Here is a 21605-nt window from a genome sequence, read left to right as displayed (position 1 = left end):
TTCGAACCGCGGTTATCCCTCGTCCGACGGGCAGCCTAGTCGTGTCCGATCAGCCACGTGCCGACCCGTCTGAATTGCGGTTGGGAGGCCCCATCAGGATAGCGGTGACACCGCGTGACCAGGGCCACTGGCAGGTTCCCGGCCACCCGCGCGCAGCCCGCTTCAGTAGCGCGCCTACTATTCGTAGACGGCTGATCAGTCGAAGTGCCCAAGGAGTGCCATGCCGTCGGCGAGCGCAGCGTCGTGACCACCGCCGTCGACGCCACCCGTGAGAAGCACGCTCGGCGACCCGCTGAGCTGCTGAAGGCCTACGTGGGGCTGATCAAGCCCCGGGTCATCGAGCTGCTGCTGGTGACCACCATCCCCGCGATGCTGCTGGCCGAGCGGGGCATCCCGTCGCCGTGGCTGGTGATCGCCACGCTGATCGGCGGCACCATGGCCGCGGGCAGCGCGAACGCGCTGAACTGCGTGGCCGACGCCGACATCGACCAGGTGATGAAACGCACCCGGGCGCGCCCGCTGGTCCGGCACACCGTGTCCAACCGGCACGCGCTGGTCTTCGGCATCGTGCTGGGCGTCGGTTCCTTCGCCTGGCTGTGGGCGACGACGAATCTGCTGGCCGCGGCGCTGGCCGTCGGCACGATCCTGTTCTACGTCTTCGTCTACACGCTGGTGCTCAAGCGACGCACCGCGCAGAACATCGTCTGGGGCGGTGCGGCCGGCTGCATGCCGGTGGTGATCGGCTGGGCAGGCGTGACCGGGCGGGTGGACTGGCCGGCGCTGGTGATGTTCGGCGTGATCTTCTTCTGGACGCCGCCGCACACCTGGTCGCTGGCCATGAAGTACAAGGACGACTACGAGCGCGCCGGGGTGCCGATGCTGCCCGTCGTCGCCGAGCCGACCTACGTCTCGCGGCAGATCGTGGCCTACACCTGGCTGATGGTGCTCTGGACGTTGCTGCTGGTCCCGGCGACCGGCTGGCTCTACGCGGCGTTCGCGGTGCTGGCGGGCGCGTGGTTCTTGCTCCTGGCGCACCGGCTGCACGCCGCGACCAAGCGCGGCGAGAAGACCAAGCCGATGAAACTGTTCCACATGTCCAACACGTATCTGATGATCGTGTTCGTCGCCCTGGCCGTGGACTCCGCGATGAGCCTGCCGGTCGTCGGCTGGCCGTTCTGACCGGGATTCAGGGCAGCAGGATCAGCTTCGCCGTGGTGCGGCGGCCTTCCAGGTCCTCGTGGGCGCGGCGGGCGTCCGCCAACGGGTAGGTGCCGCCGATGCGGATGTCGAGCACTCCGGTGGAGATCCAGTCGAAGAGCTCGCCGGCCCGCCAGTCCAGCTCGGCGCGGGTCAGGATGTGGTGCGCCAGGCCGGGGCGCGTCAGGAACACCGAACCGGCCGAGTTCAGCCGCTGCGGGTCCACCGGGGGCACCGGGCCGCTCGCCGCGCCGAACAGCGCGAGCGTGCCGCGCGGGCGCAGGCTGGCCAGACTCGCGTCGAAGGTGGTCTTGCCGACCCCGTCGTAGACCACGTCCACACCGCGACCGTCGGTGAGGTCGGCGACCGACTCGGCCACGTCCACCTCGGTGTAGCGGATGATCTCGTCGGCCCCGGCCTCGCGGGCCAGCGCCTCCTTCTCGGCCGTGGACACAGTGCCGATCACGTTGCCACCGCGGTGCTTGATCAGCTGGGTCAGCAGCAGACCCATGCCGCCGGCGGCGGCGTGCACCAGCGCGGTCTCACCGGTGCGCACCTGGTGGGTCGAGGTGACCAGGTAGTGCGCGGTCAGACCCTGCAGCAGTGCCGCGGCCGCCGTGCGGTCGTCCACGCCTTCCGGTACCCGGACCGCCTTCTCCGCCGGCACCAGCGCCTTCTCGGCGTAGCTGCCCGGCGTCATCGCCCAGGCGACCCGGTCGCCGACCTCGAACCCGGTCACGCCGTCGCCCACCGCGATGACCACGCCCGAGCCCTCGGAACCGGGCGTGAACGGCAGTGGCATCGAGTACGCGCCGCTGCGCTGGTAGGTGTCGATGAAGTTCACGCCGATCGCCGCGACGTCGACCAGCAGTTGGCCGGGCTGCGGTTCCGGTGCCTCTACCTCGGTGAGCTCCATGACCTCGGGCCCGCCGTTCGTCGCTACCCGGATGGCACGCATGTTGACTCCTTCGCTGTCGTCCTCATCTGGTGCAACTCGTCACGCCCTCTCGATCTTCCCCAGCTCCGGATTAGGATCCGAGTCATGACGGCTAGCGAAGAAACCACCGCTCCCGCGCCGAAGGCGATCGCGACGGCCAAGGCGTTCGTTTGTGTGCACGGCGACTCCGCTCGCGCGGTCGTGGAGAACCTCGGGCAGGCCGGTGCCCGCGTCGTGCTGGTAGGGGAGGACGGCCGCTTCGGCGACGTCATGGTCCCCGATGTCGCCACCGGAAACGCGCTGGTCGAGGCCGTCGAGGGCCTCACCGCTCACGAGTGGGACGGCGAGACCGTCGGGGCGATGAAGGTCGGCGCCGCGCACCGCCGGACGATGGGCGCGCGCAACAGCTGATCCGCTCCGCCCGACACGCCGGTCGGCGGCTGGCCGCAGGCTTCGCTGTGGTTTACCTTTTCAGCGAGGACTGAACTCGATCAAGGGGAGCCGTCGTGTCCGACTACGTGCAGCGCACCGACCGACCGGCCATGTCGGAGTGGATCGAGCAGATGGCGGCGCACTTCGAAGCCAGCGAGGGCATGCCGCTGATCGCCGGGCGCGTCCTGGCGTTCCTGCTCGTCTGCGACCCGCCGGAGCGCACTGCCGCCGAGCTGTCCCTGGCGCTGGCCGCCAGCACCGGCTCGATCAGCACCAACGTGCGGCTGCTGATGCGGCTCGGCGTGGTCTCCAAGACCACCAGACAGGGCAAGGAAGCCGCCCTGTACCGGGTGGAGGAGGACCGCTGGCCGGAGCTGGTGCGCCACCGGATGGAGCGGGTCACCGGTCTGGAAGAGCTGACAGAGGCCGGGCTGCGCATGTTCAGCGGCCAGAGCGAACGCGCCCGGCGCCTGCGCACGGTGCACGAGTTCTACCAGTGGCTGGCCGGTGAGATGCCCGAGCTGTGGCGTCGCTGGGAGCGCGAGGGCAAGCCCAAGCTCCGCTTCTGAGCACCCCCATCAGCCGATCGGCTGATGGCAGGTCGAGCGAGCCGGCCGATGTCCGGTGGTGCCTCGGCTCGCGAGACTTCGAGGCATGGCGATCATCGAAGTCGACGGGCTGCGCAAGTCCTACGCCGGAAGACCGGTCGTGGACGGGGTCAGCTTCGCCGTCGAAGCGGGGGAGATCTTCGGGATCCTCGGCCCCAACGGTGCGGGCAAGACCACCACGGTGGAGTGCGTCGAAGGACTCCGCGAACCCGACGCAGGCACTGTGCGGGTGGCCGGGCTGGACCCGGCCGTCGACCGGGACCGGCTCACCCGGATCCTCGGCGCGCAGCTGCAGGACTCCCAGCTGCAACCCAAGATCACAGTGCGCGAGGCGCTGGAGCTGCACGCCGCCTGCTACCAAAACCCCGCGGACTGGCGGGCGTTGGCGGAACGCCTCGGACTCGCCGAGCGGTTCGACACCCGCTTCGCTGCGCTCTCCGGCGGCCAGCAGCAGCGGCTGTTCATCGCGCTGGCCCTGATCGGCAATCCCGAGGTCGTGGTGCTCGACGAGCTCACCACCGGTCTGGCCCCGCGGGCCCGCCGGGACACCTGGCGGCTGATCGAGGACGTGCGGGCGAGCGGCGTCACCGTCGTGCTGGTCACCCACTTCATGGAGGAAGCGCAGCGGCTGTGCGACCGGGTCGCGGTGCTCGACCGCGGCCGGGTGGTGGCCCTCGACGCGCCGAGCGGGCTCATCAACCGGTCGGCCGCATCGGTCGTCATGTCCTTCACGCCGCAGGGCGCGCTCGACACCGGGGAACTGGCAGCGCTGCCCGGGGCGGCGTCCGCGACCTGGCAGGGCGATCGGCTCGTCGTCAGCGGAACCGATGAAACCGTCGAGTCGGTGCTCTCGCTGCTGGCCCGTGCCGGCATCACCGCCCGCGAGCTGCGCGTCACCGACGCGACCTTGGACGAAGCCTTCCTCGCCCTGACCGGAGCGGAGCACTGAGATGAACGCATCAGCGACCCGAGCCGTCCTCAAGGCCGAAACCCGCCTGTTCCTGCGCGAACCGGGCAACCTGTTCTGGATCGTGGCCGCGCCGACCGTGCTGCTGGTGATCCTCGGCCTGATCCCCGCCTTCCGGGAGGTCAACCCCGACCTCGGCGGTCGACGGGTGATCGACCTCTACGTCCCGGTGGTGCTGTTGATGTCCATGATCATGGCCGGGGTGCAGGCCATGCCGCCAGTGTTCGCCGGTTACCGCGAGCGCGGCATCCTCCGTCGCATGTCGACCACACCGGTGCGGCCAGGTGCGATGTTGGCCGCGCAGGCGGCCTTGCACGGCGCAGCTGTCGCGTGCTCGGTGGTGCTGGCGCTGGCCGTCGGCCGCGTCGCCTTCGGCGTCGAGCTGCCGAGCGGGCTCGTCGGCTACGCGTTGACGCTGGTCCTCACCGTGCTCAGCGTGCTCGCGCTGGGGGCGGCCCTGTCCGCGGTGCCGCGCAGCACGAAGACGGCTGGGGTGATCGGGACAATAGCCTTCCTCGTGATGATGTTCACCGCCGGGGTGTGGATCCCGGTGCAGGTCATGCCGGATTTCCTGCAGCGCGCGGTCGAGTTCACCCCGCTCGGGGCGGCGTCGGCGGCCCTCGACCAGGCGGCCGGAGGGGGCTGGCCGAGCTTGGGGAACCTGGTGATCGTGGTGTTCTGGACGTCGGTTCTGACCGGTGCCGCGGTGCGCTGGTTCCGATGGGAGTAGAGCGGTGCCTGAGCGGCAGGATTGGTACGTCGGCTGGGGCCCGTATGCGTTGCTGGGCCTCGCGACGCTGATCTCCCTGCTCACGGAGGCGCAGGTGGCGCCGAACGGTCGGCCGGAGCGCCTCGTCGCACTGGCCCTGTTGGCGCTTGTGTTGCAGCTGTGCTGGGCGAGGATCCGGCGAGTCGTGTCCGAGCGAGGTACGGCCAGCCAGACCTACTTCGCCCTTCGGACGGTGCTGGCCTTCGTGCTCACATACCTCAACCCGTTCTTCGCGATCTTCGCGATCCTCGGCTACTTCGATGCCGGGGCTTGGCTGCGCCCGCGCGCGGTCAAGCTCGGCCTGCTGGCCACTGCGATCACCATGGCGGGATCGCAGTCGGGCGGGCTACCGCTGAGCAGTCCGATGCAGTGGGCTGCTTTCGGCACGCTGTTCTTGCTCAACGGCGGGTTGGTGCTCCTGTTCGTGCGGCTGGATGCGGAACGGGAGGAGAACGCACGGGTGAAAGCGGCCACCATCGCCGAGCTGGAGCAGACCAACGCCCGGCTGAAGCAGGCCCACGAGGAGAACGCGGGCCTGCAGGCGCAACTGCTGGTGCAGGCGCGGGAGGCCGGGGTCGGCGACGAGCGGCGACGGCTGGCCGCCGAGATCCACGACACGATCGCGCAGAGCCTGGCCGGGATCGTCACCCAGCTGCAGGCGGCGGTGGACAGCGAGGACCCGGCGGAGGGGCGCAGGCACGTCGAGCGGGCCGCGGACCTGGCCCGGCACGGGCTGGGCGAGGCACGCCGGTCGGTGCAGGACCTGGGGCCGAGCGCTCTGGAGCACGACGAGCTGCCGGTGGCGCTGCGCAAGATCGTCGAGGAGTGGCAAGCGGGGGCAGGTGTGCGGGCGGAGTTCGCGGTGACGGGGGAGGCGGTGCCGCTGCACGGGGAGATCGAGGCGACCCTGCTGCGCATCGCGCAGGAATCGCTGACCAACGCGGGACGCCACGCACAGGCGACGAGAGTGGGAGTGACCTTGTCCTACATGGACGAAGAGGTGAGCGTGGACGTGCGCGACGACGGCCGGGGCTTCGAACCGAGCCGCGTCACCGGCGGCTCGACGAGCGGTTTCGGGCTGGGCGGCATGCGCGCCCGGGCCGAGCGGGTCGCGGGTGCCTTCGAGATCGAGTCCGAGCCCGGGCTCGGGACTGCGGTCTCCGCGCGGGTGCCGCTGGTGCGCCATGTCTGAGCGCGCCATTACGCTGCTGATCGTCGACGACCACCCCGTCGTGCGCGACGGCCTGCGCGGCATGTTCGACGCGGCGGCCGACATCGAGGTGCTCGGCGAGGCGGGCGACGGGCCGTCGGCCGTGGCGAAGGCCGTCGCGCTGGATCCCGACGTGGTGCTGATGGACCTGCGGATGCCCGGTGGCGACGGCGTCGCGGCGATCACCGAGCTGGTCCGCCGCGGCCAGCGCTGCCAGGTCCTCGTGCTCACCACCTACGACACCGACTCCGACACGCTCGCGGCGATCGAGGCCGGTGCCACCGGCTACCTGCTCAAGGACGCGATGCGCGACGAGCTGTTCGCCGCGGTGCGGGCGGCGGCAGCGGGTCGCACGGTGCTCTCGCCCGCGGTGGCCTCGCGGCTGGTGTCGCGGGTCCGGTCTCCGGGGGAGCAGCCGCTGAGCGCTCGGGAGCGCGAAGTGCTGCGCCTGGTGGCCAAGGGGCGGTCGAACCGGGAGATCGCCGCCGAGCTGTTCGTCAGCGAGGCCACGGTCAAGACCCACCTCACCCACCTGTACGGCAAGCTGGGTGTCAACGACCGGGCCGCTGCCGTCGCCGCCGGTTACGACCGCGGCATCCTCGGCTGAGCTCAGACCGCGGCGGGCTCGGCGTTCTGGGACTCGGTGGTCGGCTCGGGCAGCGCGCCGCGGTAGCGGGACTCGCCCCACAGCAGCGCGGTGATGATGATCACCAGCGTGGCCGCCGCCATGTGCAGCACGACCAGCCCCTCCGGGACGCCGAGGTAGTACTGGGCCGAGCCGATCGCGCCCTGGACCAGCACCATCGCGCAAGCCGAGACGTAGGTCTTCAGCAGCGCCTTGGTCGGGCGGGCGCTGCGCAGCCACACGCCGAACACCGCGAGCAGCAGCACGTAGGCCATCACCAGCGTGCCGTGCACCTGGACCAGGGTCTGCACCGGAACGTCGAGCCGCGGGGTGTCCGGGTCACCGGCGTGCGGGCCCGCAGCGGTCACCAGCGTGCCAGCGACCAGCACCGCCGCGGTCACCGCGACCAGCGCGACCAGCAGCCCGCGCATCGGGGTTGGCACCACGCCGACCGGCTCGCGGTCGCCCTCCTTGGTGGCCTTGTAGAGGATCGTGGCCAGCCAGATCAGCACCGCCGAGGCCATGAAGTGCACCGACACGCTCCACCAGGCCAGGTTCACCCGGACCGTGATGCCGCCGATGATGGCCTGCGCGACCACGCCCAGCGGCATGATCAGCGACAGCCGCACCAGCCGCTTGCGCCGCGGCTGGCAGCGCAGCGCGGCCAGGAAGCAGGCCAGCGCGATGAAGCCGATGACGCCGGTCAGCAGCCGGTTGCCGAACTCGATCGCCTGGTGCAGCGCCGCCACCTCGGGGTGGTTGATGGGCACCATGCTGCCCGGGAAGCACTGCGGCCAGGTCGGGCAGCCGAGCCCGGACCCGGTCACGCGGACGATCACACCGGTCACCGAGATCAACGCCTGCGTCACCAGCACGGCGAGGGCCAGGCCTCGTACGACGCGCGGGGTCGGGCGGGAGATCCAAGAAGGAAGCGGCACGATCCGATGGTATCGGCGGCCCGGAACCACTCGTTCGCAGGTATCAGTCGCTGCCGAACAGGTCGCGCGGCACCGCACCAGCCTTCAGCAGCGTTCGGGCCACCGGGCGGCCGTTGTCGATCAGCGCCTCGGTCTTGGCTTCGCCCAGCGCGCGCCACGGGGCCATCGACATCGCGTCGGTCTCGGACTCGACGTCCTCGCGCAGCGCGTTGCCCGCCTCGCTGATCTCGCCGTCATCGCTGAGCAGACCGCGTTCGCGCAGTTCCTGCTCAGCCTGGGACCACTGCGACTCGCTCCACGCGCGCAGCTCCCGGGCCACCGACGGCTTGAAGCCCTCGCCGGTCGAGCTGTGCAGCACCAGCGCCTGCAACCCGCTGAGCTCGGCGCGCTGCAGCGCTGCGATGTGCGCATCGCCGCGGAACTCGCGCAGCAGGGTGACCGCGTGCCAGAGCTGGAGGTGCGGCTCGTCCGGCCACTCCAGGTCGGCGTGCGCGGCGTAGAGCGGCTTGCCCTCCGGAGTGCACGCCCGGCTGGCTTCGCGGGCCAGCTCGGCGGCATCGACGATCGCCGAGCCGCCGACATCGCCGAGCATCCGGCGCAGCGCGGTGTCGGCGGCGTGGAGACGGGCGTCGAGCACCGCGCTCGGGGGCGCGATCGACCAAGCGCGGGGGATGGACTCGGCCACCGACTCGGGGTTGAAGTTGTAGAAGGTCGCCGCCACGGGACCGGGCCCGACCGGACCCATCGCGGCGGCACGGCCCGCGTAGTAGGCCATCCGGCCCCGCCCCAGGCCGAGCCCGGCGAAGCCGTCGGCGGCCTCCGGCGCGAAGTAGATCATCGAGTGGATGATTTCCAGGACGCTCTTGGCCCGGCGGGCGATCTTCGTCATGACCTCACCCTAGAGCCGCGATGAGGGAAAGTCCGCCCCTCAAGTCAGCCGAGTGGTGCGCACCGCGGCCGCGCCGCACACCGCGACCCAGGCCAGGAGCACGACAACCGGCTGCACGCCCGGCAACGAGCCGTTGACCAGCACGGCGTCCAGCGCTTCGGAAAGCGCGCCGGACGGCAGGAACCCGGCCAGCGCGCTCAGCGGTCCGGGCAGGTCAGTGGCGGGCAGCGCCAGGCCCCCGGCCAGCAGCAGGACGAACCAGATCGCGTTGGCCAGCGCCAGCACGATCTCGGCCCGCAACGCGCCGCCGACCAGCACGCCGGCCGCGCCGAAGGCGAGCGTGCCCAACACCAGCAGCGGGATGGCGGGCAGCAGGCCGGAGAGCTCCGGCGACCAGCCCAGCAGTGCCGCGGCAACGCTGAGCACCACCGCCTGCAACGCCACGACCAGCAGCGTTGCGAGCACTCGGCCGGAGATCAGGGTCCAGCGCGGCAGTGCGGTCGCCGACAGGCGCTTTAGCACGCCGTAGCGGCGGTCGAAGCCGAGCGCGATGGCCTGCCCGGTGAACGCTGTGGACATCACAGCCAACGCCAGGATTCGCGGCATCACCGAGTTGACCCGCGGCTCCGGCAGGTCGCCGATGTGCAAGGTGCTCAGGCCGATCAGCAGCGCCAGCGGGATGATCAGCGTCAGCAGTGCCTGCTCGCCGTGCCGGATGATCAGCAGCGCCTCGATCCGGGTCTGCGTCAGCAGCATCCGGAGCGGGCGGCCCCGGCCCGGCGCCGGGGCGAAGGTCCCGGCCGGGAACTGGGCGCCGAGCTGGGGCGCGGTGTTGGCCTCGGCGTTCACGATCGCAGCTCCCGTCCGGTCAGCTCCAGGAAGACGTCCTCCAGGCTGCGGCGGCTCACCCGCAGCTCCTGCGCCAGCACCCCGTGCTGCGCGCACCAGGCGGTCACCGTGGACACCACCTGCGGATCGACCTGCCCGCGCACCACGTAGTCGCCCGGCCGCAGCTCGCTGGCCTGGCAGTCCTCCGGCAGGGCGGCCAGCAGCAGGTTCAGGTCCAGCCCGGTCTGGGAGCGGAACCGCAGCTCCTGCTTGCCGTCCTCGGGCTCGGTCAGCTCCGCGGCGGTGCCGTCGGCGACCGCGCGACCGTGATCCACGATCACCACCCGGTCGGCCAGCGCCTCGGCCTCGTCCATCAGGTGGGTGGTGAGCAGCACGCTCACCCCGTCGCGGCGCAGCGCGCTGACCAGGTCCCACACCAGCCGTCGCGCCTGCGGGTCCAGGCCCGCGGTGGGCTCGTCGAGGAACACCAGCTCCGGGCGTCCGACCAGCGCGCAGGCCAGCGAGAGCCGCTGCTGCTGGCCGCCGGAGAGCCGCTTGTACGGCGTGCGGCGGGCGTTGGACAGCCCGAGCACGTCCAGCAGCCAGGCCGGATCCAGCGGATCGGCGGCGCAGGCCGCGACCAGGTCCAGCATCTCGTCGGCCCGCACCCCGGGGTAGGCGCCGCCGCCCTGCGGCATCACGCCGATCCGCGGCCGCAGCGCCTCGGACTGGGCGTGCGGGTCGAGGCCCAGCACGCGGACCTCACCGGAGTCGGGGCGCTGGAAGCCCTCGCAGATCTCCACCGTCGTCGTCTTGCCCGCGCCGTTCGGCCCGAGCAGCGCCAGGACGCTACCGCGCGGCAGGCACAGATCGAGGCCAGCCACGGCGACGGTGTCGCCGAAGCGCTTCTTCAGCCCGCGCAGCTGGACGGCCGGACCATCGGCGTTGCTCACGAAGTCCAAGCCTATTGCGTGACCGGCCGAACACCGCCGCGGGTCGGCAGCAGCCTCGGCACCTTGCCCCGCACCAGCCACAGCGTGATCGCGAAGGCGATCACCGCGGCGGTCACGGCCAGCGGGATCTGGTAGACGCGCAGCGGGAACCCGGCGCCGGTCGGCGGCACGAACAGCGACACCAAGGCGCAGATCACCGCGGCGGTGGTCCGGAACCGGTTGTTGTTGGTCGCCAGCGCCAGCGGCACCACCGACCACAGCAGGTACCAGGGCCACAGCACCGGCACGGCCAGCGCCAGCGTCAGGTAGGTGATCCCCAGCCCGACCAGCGGCTCGATGCGGCCGCGGAAGGACTGCCACAGCATCCACAGGCACACCACCGCGACCAGCAGGTAGCCGACGATCTTGGTGATGACCAGCATCGCGTCGGTGTGGTTGCCCAGCCCCAGCAGGGTGCTCAGCCCGCCGCCGGTCATGCCGAACGCGGTCAGCGGCGCCATGAACGTCTTGACCCGGTTGGGCACGTCGAAGGTGTCGATCCAGCCCAGACCCCAGCCGCTGCTGACCGTGATTACCGTCATGGTCGCCAGGAACACGGCGGTGAGTACCGCGGCCACCTGCAGCAGATCGCGGAACCGGCCGCCGCGGCGCAGCGCCAGGTAGATGCCGAAGAAGCCGAGCGCGATCCAGCCCGGAGGTTTGATCGCCCCGGCCACGCTCAGCAGCACGCCGGCGGCGATCATGCCCGGCACTGTCTGGTACCGCAGGCCCAGCTCGATCGCGGCCAGCATGATGCCGACCATCAGCGCCTCGTTGTGCATTCCGCTGACCACGTGGAACAGCACGATCGGGTTGGCCGCGCCGAGCCACAGCGCGGCGGCCGGGTGCACGCCGCAGCGCCGTGCCAGCCGCGGGATCGCCCAGATCGCCAGCGCCAGGCCGCACAGCATCACCGCGCGCCACACCAGCACCCCGAACACCACATTGTCGCCGACGATGCGGGAGATGACCTGGCCGAGCATCAGGAACAGCGGCCCGTACGGGGACGGGGTGTCGCGCCAGATGTTGGGCACGTTCGCGGTGAACGGGTGGTCCACGCCCAGCGCGGCGGCCGAACCCAGCACGTACGGGTTGAAGCCGCGCGCGGCGACCTCGCTCTGCGCCAGGTAGCTGTACATGTCGGTGCTGAACAGCGGCGGGGCCAGGGCCAGCGGCAGCGCCCACATCGCCAGCGTGCGGGCCAGCTGGGTGACCGACAGCATCCGGCCGCGACCTGGCCAGCACAGCCGGCCCAGCCACAGCCAGGCGATCACGATCATCAGGATGCCCAGCCAGCAGGCGGCCATCGCCACCGTGGGCATCCGGACCGGCAGGCCGATCAGCCGCGCGCCCGACAACGGGTTGTCCACCGGGGCAGCCCCGGCGCCGATCGAGCCGATGGCCAGCACCAGCGAGCCGGTGGTGCCGAACCGGCGGACCACGTCGAGCTGTCGCCGCTCGCCCCGGTCCAGCGGCTCCGCCGCCTCTTCGGTCGCTGATCGTCTGCTGGTCGCTTCGCCTGCCGCCACGACGACGAAGCGTAATCGCGTGAGTCAGCTCACGGGCATGCCCCGCATCCTGGTGTGCTGCGTCGAAATAGGTAACATTCGTGTTGTGAAAAACGTCGGGATGTCCACCGCTGCGGCGGCCGAGCCGGGCCAGGCCGCCCAGCACGGTGCGCACGGCGACGGACGCACCCGGCACACGGTTGCGCGGTTGCTGCTGGAACGAGGACCGATCACCGCCGCGGCGGTGGCCGAAGAACTCGGGCTGAGCCCCACCGCGGTGCGCCGGCACCTCGACGTGCTGGTCGCCGAAGGCGAGGCCTACACCCGGGAAGCCTCCCCGCGGAGCCGTCGCGGTCGTGGCCGACCCGCCAAGCTCTTCCTGCTCACCGAAGTGGGGCGGGCGCGGTTCGGACACGCCTACGACGACTTGGCGGTGGCGGCGCTGCGGTTCATCGCCGAACACGATGGTGAGCAGGCGGTGCGCGAGTTCGCCGAGCGACGGATGGCCGCCCTGGTGGCCAACCACCGCGAGGCGCTGGCCGCAGCCGACGACCCGGCTGATCGCGCGGAGGCCCTGGCCGACGCGCTCACCAGGGAGGGCTACGCTGCCTCGACGCGAAGCGTCGCGAGCGGCGAGCAGCTCTGCCAACACCACTGCCCGGTGGCGCACGTCGCTGCGGACTTCCCGCAGCTGTGCGAGGCCGAGACAGCGGCTTTCGCCGAAGTACTCGGCACCCACGTGCAGCGGTTGGCCACCATCGCGAACGGCGATTCGGTCTGCACCACGCACGTGCCGACCACGCGGTTCGCGGATCCCAACCCGAACACCGCCCCGATTCCTGATGGAGGGGAGTCCGTATGACTGCCGCTGCGGAGCAGCGCACACCCACCACGGCTGACCAGCAGATGAGCCAGGACGAGATCCTGGCCAGCGTTGGCAGCTATGAGTACGGCTGGGCCGACCCGGACGTCGCGGGTGCCAGCGCCCGCCGTGGCCTCAACGAGGACGTCGTCCGCGACATCTCGTCGAAGAAGGACGAGCCGGAGTGGATGCTGGAGGCCCGGTTCAAGGCGCTGCGGCTGTTCGACCGCAAGCCGATGCCCAACTGGGGCGCCGACCTGTCGGGCATCGACTTCGACAACATCAAGTACTTCGTCCGCTCCACCGAGCAGCAGGCCCAGACCTGGGAAGACCTGCCCGAGGACATCAAGAACACCTACGACAAGCTGGGCATCCCGGAGGCGGAGAAGCAGCGCCTCGTCGCGGGTGTGGCCGCCCAGTACGAGTCTGAGGTCGTCTACCACAAGATCCGCGAGGACCTCGAGGACCAGGGCGTCATCTTCCTGGACACCGACACCGGTCTGAAGGAACACCCGGAGCTGTTCAAGGAGTACTTCGGCTCGGTCATCCCGGCCGGTGACAACAAGTTCTCCGCGCTGAACACCGCGGTGTGGTCGGGCGGTTCGTTCATCTACGTGCCGCCGGGCGTGCACGTGGACATCCCGCTGCAGGCCTACTTCCGGATCAACACCGAGAACATGGGCCAGTTCGAGCGGACCCTGATCATCGTCGACGAGGGTGCCTACGTGCACTACGTCGAGGGCTGCACCGCGCCGATCTACTCCAGCGACTCGCTGCACTCCGCCGTCGTGGAGATCGTCGTCAAGAAGGGCGGCCGCTGCCGCTACACGACGATCCAGAACTGGTCGACCAACGTCTACAACCTGGTCACCAAGCGCGCGAAGGCCGAAGAGGGCGCCACCATGGAGTGGGTCGACGGCAACCTCGGCTCCAAGGTGACCATGAAGTACCCGTCGGTGTTCCTGATGGGCGAGCACGCCAAGGGCGAAGTGCTCTCGGTGGCGTTCGCCGGTGAGGGCCAGCACCAGGACGCGGGCGCCAAGATGGAGCACCTGGCTCCGCACACCTCCTCGACGATCGTGTCCAAGTCGATCGCCCGCGGTGGTGGCCGCGCCTCCTACCGGGGTCTGGTGAAGGTCGCCAAGCGCGCCCACCACTCCTCGTCGAACGTCAAGTGCGACGCGCTGCTGGTCGACACCATCAGCCGGTCCGACACCTACCCGTACGTCGACGTCCGCGTCGACGACGTGTCCATGGGGCACGAGGCAACGGTGTCCAAGGTCAGCGATGACCAGCTGTTCTACCTGATGCAGCGCGGTCTGACCGAGGACGAGGCGATGGCGGTGATCGTGCGCGGTTTCGTCGAGCCGATCGCCCGCGAGCTGCCGATGGAATACGCACTGGAACTGAACCGACTGATCGAGCTGCAGATGGAAGGGGCCGTCGGCTGAGATGACGAGCACCACCAAGACCGACGCCCAGCACGGCCTCGGAGAGCACTCGCACGGCGGCGGCACTGGTATCCCGCAGTCGTCCCGCGGCTCCCGCTTCACCTCCTACGACGTCGAGGCCTTCGAGGTCCCCGGCGGCCGGGAGGAGGACTGGCGGTTCACCCCGCTGAAGCGGGTCAAGGGTCTGCACAACGGCACCGCGACGGCCACCGGCAACATCAAGGTGGAGGTCACCGGCGACGGGGCCTCCGTGGAGACCGTGGGCCGCGACGACGCGCGCATCGGTGAGGGCGGCATCCCCGCCGACCGGATCGCCGCGCAGGCGTGGAGCTCGTTCACCGAGGCCACCGTCGTCACGGTCGCCAAGGACACCAAGCCGGAAGGCCCGATCACCATCACGGTCGACGGACCGGGCGAGGGCCAGGTCGCGTACGGGCACCTGCAGGTTCGCGCCGAGCAGTTCGCCGAAGCCGTGGTCGTCATCGACTACCGCGGGTCCGGCACGCTCGGCGACAACGTCGAGTTCGTCGTCGGCGACGGCGCGCAGCTGCGCATCGTGTCGGTGCACGACTGGGCCGACGACGCCACCCAGGTCAGCTCCGAGCACGCCAAGCTGGGCCGCGACTCGGTGTTCCGGCACCTGGCCGTCACCCTCGGCGGTGACCTGGTGCGGGTCAACACCACCGTCAACTACGGCGACAAGGGCGGCGACGCCGAGCTGATCGGCCTGTACTTCGCCGACGCCGGCCAGCACCTGGAGCACCGGATGCTGGTCGACCACTCGGCGCCCAACTGCCGCAGCAACGTGCTCTACAAGGGCGCGCTGCAGGGCGACTCAGCGCACTCGGTGTGGATCGGCGACGTGCTGATCCGGGCCGAGGCCGAGGGCACGGACACCTACGAGCTCAACCGCAACCTGGTGCTGACCGAGGGCGCGCGGGCCGACTCGGTGCCGAACCTGGAGATCGAGACCGGCGAGATCGAAGGCGCCGGCCACGCCAGCGCCACCGGCCGCTTCGACGACGAGCAGCTGTTCTACCTGCAGGCCCGGGGCATCCCGCAGGACCAGGCCCGGCGCCTGGTGGTGCGCGGTTTCTTCGGCGAGCTGCTGCAGAAGATCACCGTGCCCGAGGTCCGGGAGCGGCTGGAAGCGGCCATCGAGGCCGAACTCGCCGTCGTCGGCGCCTGACCCGCAAGCTTTCGAACACACCAGGAGAACGAAGAAGAAATGGCCACCCTGGAGATCAAGGACCTGCACGGCTCGGTCCTCACCGAGGAAGGCGCCAAGCCGATCCTCAACGGCGTCAACCTGACCATCCGCTCGGGCGAGATCCACGCGATCATGGGCCCGAACGGTTCCGGCAAGTCGACGCTGGCCTACGCCATCGCCGGTCACCCGAAGTACCAGATCGACTCCGGTTCGGTGCTGCTGGACGGCGAGGACGTGCTGGAGATGAGCGTGGACGAGCGGGCCCGCGCGGGTCTGTTCCTCGCCATGCAGTACCCGGTCGAGGTGCCGGGCGTGTCGATGTCGAACTTCCTGCGCACCGCGGCGACCGCGGTCCGCGGCGAGGCGCCGCAGATCCGCAAGTGGGTCAAGGAAGTCAAGCAGGCCATGTCGGACCTGGACATCGACCCGTCGTTCGCCGAGCGCAGCGTCAACGAGGGCTTCTCCGGTGGTGAGAAGAAGCGGCACGAGATCCTGCAGCTGGACCTGCTGGACCCGAAGTTCGCGATCCTGGACGAGACCGACTCCGGCCTGGACGTCGACGCGCTGCGCGTGGTGTCCGAGGGCGTCAACCGCTACTGCGGCAAGGGTGGTAAGGGCGTTCTGCTGATCACGCACTACACCCGGATCCTGAAGCACATCACCCCGGACTACGTGCACGTCTTCGCCGAGGGCAAGGTCGTGGAGTCCGGCGGCGCCGAGCTGGCCGACGAGCTGGAGGCCAACGGCTACGTGCGCTTCACCGGCAAGAAGGAGGCGGCAGCCCAGTCATGACCGTTCAGCCTCCTCGCACCGAGGGTGCGAGCACGCCGTTGGATGTGGCGGCGATCCGCGCGGACTTCCCGATCCTGGGACGCACCGTCCGCGACGGTCAACGCCTGGTTTACCTGGACTCCGGGGCGACCTCGCAACGGCCGCGCCAGGTGCTCGACGCGGAGCGCTCCTTCCTGGAGCACTCCAATGCGGCGGTGCACCGCGGCGCGCACCAGCTCGCCGAGGAGGCCACGGACGCGTATGAGGGCGCCCGCGAGCGCATCGCTCGCCTGGTCGGGGTCGGCGTCGACGAGGTGGTGTTCACCAAGAACGCCACCGAGGGCGTCAACCTCGTCGCCTACGCCATGAGCAACGCCGCCACGTCCGGGGCGGAGGCCGAGCGCTTCCGCCTCGGGCCTGGCGACGAGATCGTGGTGACCGAGATGGAGCACCACGCGAACCTGGTGCCGTGGCAGCAGTTGTGCGAGCGCACCGGTGCCACGCTGCGCTGGTTCGGGATCACCGACGAGGGCCGGCTCGACCTGTCCGATGTGGATGGTGTGATCACCGAGCGGACCAAGCTGGTGGCCTTCACCCACCAGTCCAACGTGCTGGGCACGGTGAACCCGACGGAGCAGATCGTCGAGCGGGCCCACCAGGTTGGTGCGCTGGTCGTGCTCGACGCCTGCCAGTCGGTGCCGCACAAGACGGTGGACTTCAAGGCGCTCGGCGTGGACTTCGCGGTGTTCTCCGGGCACAAGATGCTCGGCCCGTCCGGCATCGGCGTGCTCTACGGCCGCCGCGAGCTGCTGGCGGGGATGCCGCCGTTCATCACCGGCGGTTCGATGATCGAACTGGTGCACATGGAGCGCTCCACGTTCGCCGCACCGCCGCAGCGGTTCGAGGCCGGTGTGCCGATGACGTCCCAGGCCATCGGCCTCGGGGCGGCGGTGGACTACCTGACCGCGATCGGCATGGACCGTATCGCGGCGCACGAGCGGCAGCTCGCCGAGCTGGCGCTGCGCGAGCTGTCGGCGATCGACGGAGTGCGCATCGTCGGGCCCACCAGCACCGAGAACCGTGGCGGCACGGTGTCGTTCGTGATCGACGGTGTGCACCCGCACGACGCCGGTCAGGTGCTGGACGATCGCGGGGTGGAAGTCCGGGTCGGACACCACTGCGCCTGGCCGCTGCACCGCAGGTTGGGAATTCCGGCTAGCGTGCGGGCGTCCTTCTACTTGTACAACGAACTGGACGAGGTCAAGGCGTTGGTGGACGCGGTGCGCGAGGCGCAGCGCTTCTTCGGGGTGGCTTGACCGGACCTGCTGGGGAATCCTTCATGCAGCTGGAGCAGATGTACCAGGAGATCATCCTGGACCACTACCGCAACCCGCACCACCGCGGACTGCGGGAACCCTTCGACGCCGAGTCGTTCCAGGTGAATCCGACATGCGGCGACGAAGTCACCCTCCGGGTGCGGTTGACCGGTGCCGACGAGGACGCGACCGTGGAGGACGTGTCCTATGCGGGGCAGGGCTGTTCGATCAGCCAGGCCGCCGTGTCGGTGCTGACCGACCTGGTGGTCGGCAAGCCGCTGAAGGAGGCGATGGCCACTGAGGCGGCCTTCAGCGAGCTGATGCACGGCCGCGGCAAGGTGGAACCGGACGAGGACGTGCTCGAGGACGGAATCGCGTTCGCGGGTGTGGCGAAGTACCCGATGCGCGTGAAGTGCGCGCTGCTGGGTTGGATGGCTTTCAAGGACGCGGTGTCCCGCGTAGTTGTCGAGGAGGCTTCATGAGCGAGCAAGCCCCGGTGCAGCAGGAAACCGACGTGGTGCGCAGCGCTGAGGCGCTGCCGGAGCAGGCCGCTCCTTCCGCCGAGCTCGCCTCGCTGGAGGACGTGGAAGAGGCGATGCGCGACGTCGTCGACCCGGAGCTGGGCATCAACGTCGTGGACCTCGGCCTGGTCTACGACATCCGGGTTGAGCAGGACAACTCCGCTACCGTCGACATGACGTTGACCTCGGCGGCTTGCCCGTTGACCGATGTCATCGAGGACCAGGCTCGGGCTGCTCTGACCGGTGGGCCCGGTGGCGGTCTGGTCACCGACTTCCGGATCAACTGGGTTTGGATGCCGCCGTGGGGGCCGGAGAAGATCACGGAGGAAGGCCGGGAGCAGTTGCGGGCTCTCGGGTTCACTGTGTGATCTCCGGATCTCCGGATCTCTGCGCTCTTTGGATTAGGGGTGCTGGGCTTTGTTGCCCGGTGCCCCTTTCCTTTGTCCGCTGTTGAGTTTTCAAGGTGCTTGGGACTTGTGTCCGTTCGGTTGTTGGTGGGGTCATCCCCGCCTGTTGTGAGCCATCGGGTCGCCTTTCTGGGTGGTTGTGGCTGGTTTCGTCGGGCTGGGTCTTGTTGGGCGTGTGGGGGTTGCGCCCGGGCTTTCGGGCGTGGGCGTCATGGGGTGACCTCCGGGGTTCTTGGGGTGGGGATGAGTCCCCGGAGGTTGTCCCGGTAGGCGGCTGGTAGGGCTTTGCCGCCGGGGCGTGGAGTTCTCGAGTTGTCCATGTTGGACGGTGGGGTGAACATCGGGCGTCCTTGATGCGTGGTGATCGTCCAGTGCTGGTCGTGGATCCTTCGGTGGTGGTGCGGGCAGAGCATCACCATGTTGTTGATCTCGGTGGGGCCGCCGTCGACCCAGTGCTTGATGTGGTGGGCCTGCGGAGTGCCCGGCGGTCGGTCGCAGCCCGGGAACGCGCACACGCCGTCACGTTGCAGGAGCGCTGCGCGGATGTGGGTGGGCGCGGTTCGCTGCGTGGTTCCCACATTGAGGGGGAGGCTGTCGCCGCCTAGAACCATGGGCAGTACCTCGGCGTCGCAGGCGATGCGGCGGATGTTCTCGGCGGTGATGGACTGCTCGGTCGCAGTCAAGGTGCCGGGGAACTCACTGGTCAGGTTGTTCTTGAGGTCGTCGAAGTCGATGGTGACCGTGAGGTGGGGGCGCTGGCCGCCGGTGCGCGGCATCTGGTCGGAGTCGAGGACCAGGTCGACCATTGCCGCGAATCCGTCCGCGTTGCGCTGGCCGACTGAGCGGGCGTTCTTCTCTCCATCGGTCTCCGGGCGCGGTGCGGCCAGGGGGCGGAGGGCCTCGACGAACTTCGCGCCGGTCTCGCGGTCAAGGCGCGCTTTGATAACCAGCATGCCGTCGCGAGCAGTCGCGTAGTGCAGTTCTCGCGCCTCGTGTTGGGCGCGTTCGTCCTGAAGCGCTCCGTCCTGGTCGAAGACGTACTTGATCCGCTCGGCCAGCTTTGCCAGGTCGCGCGGGCACATTCGGTGCGCGTTCTCGACCAGCAGTGCCTCGACTTCGTGCGTACGGTGTTGTGCGGTGTCAGGCAGGGTTCGGATGCAGCGCGCGATGATCGTCGCGTGCTCGACTCCCATCGTTCCCTCGGTCAAAGACTCGGCCGTGATGGGCAATTCAGCCGGCGACGATTCGTTGTGCTCGTCCGAGGACGTCGTCACCTCGGTGGCGACTTGGATGCGGTTCTTGGCTTCGCGAGAATCGATGCGGAGCAAGCCTTGCAGCCACGCTTGAGTGGACCGCGCGCCTTGTTCGGTGAACAGGCGGCGGCGGTCAGCTTCGGCGATGAGTGCCAGCTGTTCCATCCTCGCCTGCCGTATGGAACGCTCGATCTCCGCGATTCGGGAAGTGAGCTCGACATCGGAGTACGACGCCACCTGCGATGACTCCACCCACGACTCAACGACCGCAGCACCAGGCACGGACACATCCGTGGGCGCAGTCGCAGCCACGACTGCCCCGGCGCTCGGGCCGGGGGTCGTGGCGAAGGTGGTCATCGGTTCCATGATTCAATTATCGCAACAATCGAACACAATTTCGACCACTTAAAGGTAGCACGATCCGGTGATCAGCGAGCGTCAAGCTACCCATGGATGGCGATCCAGGCAGGTCAAATCTGAAAGTCATTTCAAATAGCCAGATTCGATGATCCGCAACCAAAAGCGGCCACAAGCAACAACCCGTCCAGCCCGAAAAAGAGCACACTCGCCCATGCTCCGCCCTGTCTCGTCCCATCCCGCCCGGCTGTCCCACGATCCACCAATCACGGGGATGGCCCCACCAACGAGGGAACGGTCAATGGTCCCGGCCGCCACGGCAGCCACCGCGAACGATCAAAAGCCTTGCAACCCAAACCAAACCGCTGCTAACCTCCAAGCGAGCCCCGGATGGGCCTACACATGGAGGTAGCGGCTTCTAAAGCCACCATCGAGCTGCGACACGAAACAAAGTGTCCCGCACCTGGTTTCGTCGGACTGCAAAGTCGTGCGGTCCAACGCGCCTGCCTCCACGTCCCTGGCCAGCGGGGCTTCAGTGTGTCTGCATCTCGATGCCAACCCTCCGATCGATCAAGATCCGGAAAGGTTTGCATGCTCGAGAAAAAGGCCAACGAGAACTTCGACGTCCAAGCCTTCAACAGCCAGGTGATAGCGGAGTTCCGGAGGAACGAAGGAAAGCTGACCGGCTGGATGGAAGGCTGGTCGGTATGCGTCCTGACGACGACCGGTGCCCGCACCGGCGAACGCCGGGAAACCCCGCTTGGCTACTTCGAGATCGACGGCCAACCACTGGTCGTCGCCTCGGTGATGGGCGGTCCGAAGAACCCCGCCTGGTACCACAACATCCGCAAGAACCCGCAGGTCACGGTCGAGACCGGTACTGAAACCTACGAGGCGATCGCAACCGTCACAACCGGCGAGCAACGCGACGAACTCTTCGCCGCGGTTGCGGAGCAGGACGAGGGCATGCGGGAGTACCAGAGGAAGACGACGAGAGTCCTCCCGGTGATCATCCTGCGCCGGCTCGACCCAAACCTGGTGTCCACTCAGGACTCCCCAGGTGAGGAGAGAGTCCGAGGCCTGGGCGACTTCCTGGTAGAAGCCCACGACTGGCTGCGCGAGGAACTCGCAGTACTCCACCGCCAACTGGATGAGATCATCGAGGGCAACACGACCTCAACCGATCTCGACCGCCCGAAGCCGAACCTGGCCCAGCAGCTGCGAACGCATTGCGCAGAGTTCTGCACTGCCCTGAAGCAACACCACACCGGTGAAGACCGGGGCGCCTTCCCCATGCTGGCACAGCAGTTCCCCGAACTAACTCCAGTGCTGGAGAAGCTCGACAAGGAGCACACGGTCGTATCCCAGCTGCAAGAGGAGATCCGCCAGCTCGTAGACGAGTACGTACCGGGCAAGAGCGACCCAGCAAAGCTGAAGAACTACCTCGAGACCCTGACGCAGGACCTCGAAGCCCACTTCACCTACGAAGAGAAAACGATCGTCACAGCCCTCAACACCCTCGGCCCAGCCCCGAACATCCCGTGAGCCCGCCACCGA

The 21605-nt window shown here is 69.1% G+C and carries 22 protein-coding genes; 15 read left to right on the top strand and 7 right to left on the bottom strand.

The window, feature by feature from the left end; translation table 11 throughout:
- Positions 1-204 precede the first annotated feature (204 nt).
- On the top strand, positions 205-1179 hold the full coding sequence (locus ACWCO2_RS02340) for a heme o synthase (protein WP_450125890.1): 975 nt from the start codon (positions 205-207) through the stop codon (positions 1177-1179).
- Between the two features lie 7 nt (positions 1180-1186).
- Here ACWCO2_RS02340 and ACWCO2_RS02335 read toward each other — a convergent pair whose 3' ends face one another.
- Entirely contained in the window at positions 1187-2155 is a 969-nt protein-coding gene (locus tag ACWCO2_RS02335; protein ID WP_450125889.1) for a quinone oxidoreductase family protein, read from the bottom strand.
- Between the two features lie 84 nt (positions 2156-2239).
- On the opposite strand from ACWCO2_RS02335, the gene ACWCO2_RS02330 reads away from it, so the two are divergent.
- From ACWCO2_RS02330 to ACWCO2_RS02305, 6 genes are all read left to right on the top strand, one after another.
- Positions 2240-2545 (top strand): hypothetical protein, encoded by a 306-nt coding sequence (locus tag ACWCO2_RS02330; RefSeq protein WP_450125888.1) that lies wholly within the window; start codon positions 2240-2242, stop codon positions 2543-2545.
- Between the two features lie 95 nt (positions 2546-2640).
- Complete coding sequence (locus tag ACWCO2_RS02325) at positions 2641-3135, top strand: GbsR/MarR family transcriptional regulator (RefSeq protein ID WP_450125887.1); 495 nt, start codon at positions 2641-2643, stop codon at positions 3133-3135.
- An 85-nt stretch (positions 3136-3220) separates the two neighbouring features.
- On the top strand, positions 3221-4123 hold the full coding sequence (locus ACWCO2_RS02320) for an ABC transporter ATP-binding protein (RefSeq protein WP_450125886.1): 903 nt from the start codon (positions 3221-3223) through the stop codon (positions 4121-4123).
- A 1-nt stretch (position 4124) separates the two neighbouring features.
- Positions 4125-4871, top strand: coding sequence for an ABC transporter permease (locus ACWCO2_RS02315; protein WP_450125885.1), 747 nt, complete (start codon positions 4125-4127; stop codon positions 4869-4871).
- Positions 4872-4875: 4 nt separating this feature from the next.
- A complete protein-coding gene (locus ACWCO2_RS02310) occupies positions 4876-6102 on the top strand; it encodes a sensor histidine kinase (RefSeq protein ID WP_450125884.1) in 1227 nt (408 codons plus the stop codon).
- Positions 6095-6727: a response regulator gene (locus ACWCO2_RS02305; protein ID WP_450125883.1), complete on the top strand. Its 633-nt coding sequence runs from the start codon at positions 6095-6097 to the stop codon at positions 6725-6727. The genes ACWCO2_RS02310 and ACWCO2_RS02305 overlap by 8 nt, the downstream gene beginning before the upstream one ends.
- 2 nt (positions 6728-6729) lie before the next feature.
- Here ACWCO2_RS02305 and ACWCO2_RS02300 read toward each other — a convergent pair whose 3' ends face one another.
- The 5 genes from ACWCO2_RS02300 to mptB all read right to left on the bottom strand — a co-directional run bounded on the left by ACWCO2_RS02300 (position 6730) and on the right by mptB (position 11921).
- Positions 6730-7683, bottom strand: a complete 954-nt coding sequence (locus ACWCO2_RS02300; protein WP_450125882.1) for a COX15/CtaA family protein — start codon at positions 7681-7683, stop codon at positions 6730-6732.
- Between the two features lie 43 nt (positions 7684-7726).
- Positions 7727-8572 carry an SCO6745 family protein gene (locus ACWCO2_RS02295; RefSeq protein ID WP_450125881.1) on the bottom strand — a complete coding sequence of 282 codons (846 nt, stop codon included), beginning with the start codon at positions 8570-8572 and terminating at the stop codon, positions 7727-7729.
- A gap of 39 nt (positions 8573-8611) precedes the next feature.
- Complete coding sequence (locus ACWCO2_RS02290; RefSeq protein ID WP_450126011.1) at positions 8612-9328, bottom strand: ABC transporter permease; 717 nt, start codon at positions 9326-9328, stop codon at positions 8612-8614.
- A gap of 89 nt (positions 9329-9417) precedes the next feature.
- On the bottom strand, positions 9418-10353 hold the full coding sequence (locus ACWCO2_RS02285) for an ABC transporter ATP-binding protein (RefSeq protein ID WP_450125880.1): 936 nt from the start codon (positions 10351-10353) through the stop codon (positions 9418-9420).
- Between the two features lie 11 nt (positions 10354-10364).
- Positions 10365-11921, bottom strand: a complete 1557-nt coding sequence (gene mptB / locus ACWCO2_RS02280) for a polyprenol phosphomannose-dependent alpha 1,6 mannosyltransferase MptB (protein ID WP_450125879.1) — start codon at positions 11919-11921, stop codon at positions 10365-10367.
- 100 nt (positions 11922-12021) lie between these two features.
- Between mptB and ACWCO2_RS02275 the strand changes: the two genes are divergently transcribed.
- The 7 genes from ACWCO2_RS02275 to ACWCO2_RS02245 are packed head-to-tail and all read left to right on the top strand — an operon-like array spanning position 12022 to position 18399.
- Positions 12022-12762 (top strand): helix-turn-helix transcriptional regulator, encoded by a 741-nt coding sequence (locus tag ACWCO2_RS02275; RefSeq protein WP_450126010.1) that lies wholly within the window; start codon positions 12022-12024, stop codon positions 12760-12762.
- Positions 12759-14213, top strand: a complete 1455-nt coding sequence (gene sufB, locus ACWCO2_RS02270; protein WP_450125878.1) for a Fe-S cluster assembly protein SufB — start codon at positions 12759-12761, stop codon at positions 14211-14213. Before ACWCO2_RS02275 ends, sufB begins: the two co-directional genes overlap by 4 nt.
- Before the next feature lies 1 nt (position 14214).
- On the top strand, positions 14215-15402 hold the full coding sequence (gene sufD, locus ACWCO2_RS02265; RefSeq protein ID WP_450125877.1) for a Fe-S cluster assembly protein SufD: 1188 nt from the start codon (positions 14215-14217) through the stop codon (positions 15400-15402).
- Positions 15403-15441: 39 nt separating this feature from the next.
- Positions 15442-16215 carry a Fe-S cluster assembly ATPase SufC gene (gene sufC / locus ACWCO2_RS02260; RefSeq protein WP_450125876.1) on the top strand — a complete coding sequence of 258 codons (774 nt, stop codon included), beginning with the start codon at positions 15442-15444 and terminating at the stop codon, positions 16213-16215.
- Positions 16212-17510 carry a cysteine desulfurase gene (locus ACWCO2_RS02255; RefSeq protein ID WP_450125875.1) on the top strand — a complete coding sequence of 433 codons (1299 nt, stop codon included), beginning with the start codon at positions 16212-16214 and terminating at the stop codon, positions 17508-17510. Before sufC ends, ACWCO2_RS02255 begins: the two co-directional genes overlap by 4 nt.
- Positions 17511-17533: 23 nt before the next feature.
- The gene (gene sufU, locus ACWCO2_RS02250; RefSeq protein WP_450125874.1) at positions 17534-17992 is read left to right on the top strand and encodes a Fe-S cluster assembly sulfur transfer protein SufU; all 459 of its coding nucleotides are present in this window, start codon (positions 17534-17536) and stop codon (positions 17990-17992) included.
- Positions 17989-18399, top strand: coding sequence for a metal-sulfur cluster assembly factor (locus ACWCO2_RS02245; RefSeq protein ID WP_450125873.1), 411 nt, complete (start codon positions 17989-17991; stop codon positions 18397-18399). Before sufU ends, ACWCO2_RS02245 begins: the two co-directional genes overlap by 4 nt.
- Positions 18400-18647: 248 nt before the next feature.
- Here the strand turns inward: ACWCO2_RS02245 and ACWCO2_RS02240 are convergent, their stop codons facing one another.
- On the bottom strand, positions 18648-20057 hold the full coding sequence (locus ACWCO2_RS02240) for a DUF222 domain-containing protein (RefSeq protein ID WP_450125872.1): 1410 nt from the start codon (positions 20055-20057) through the stop codon (positions 18648-18650).
- Between the two features lie 582 nt (positions 20058-20639).
- Here ACWCO2_RS02240 and ACWCO2_RS02235 point away from each other — a divergent pair.
- Positions 20640-21593 (top strand): nitroreductase/quinone reductase family protein, encoded by a 954-nt coding sequence (locus ACWCO2_RS02235; protein ID WP_450125871.1) that lies wholly within the window; start codon positions 20640-20642, stop codon positions 21591-21593.
- Positions 21594-21605 lie beyond the last annotated feature (12 nt).

Source organism: Saccharopolyspora sp. NPDC002376, assembly GCF_053593195.1.
This window is presented reverse-complemented; position numbering and strand designations above follow the sequence as displayed.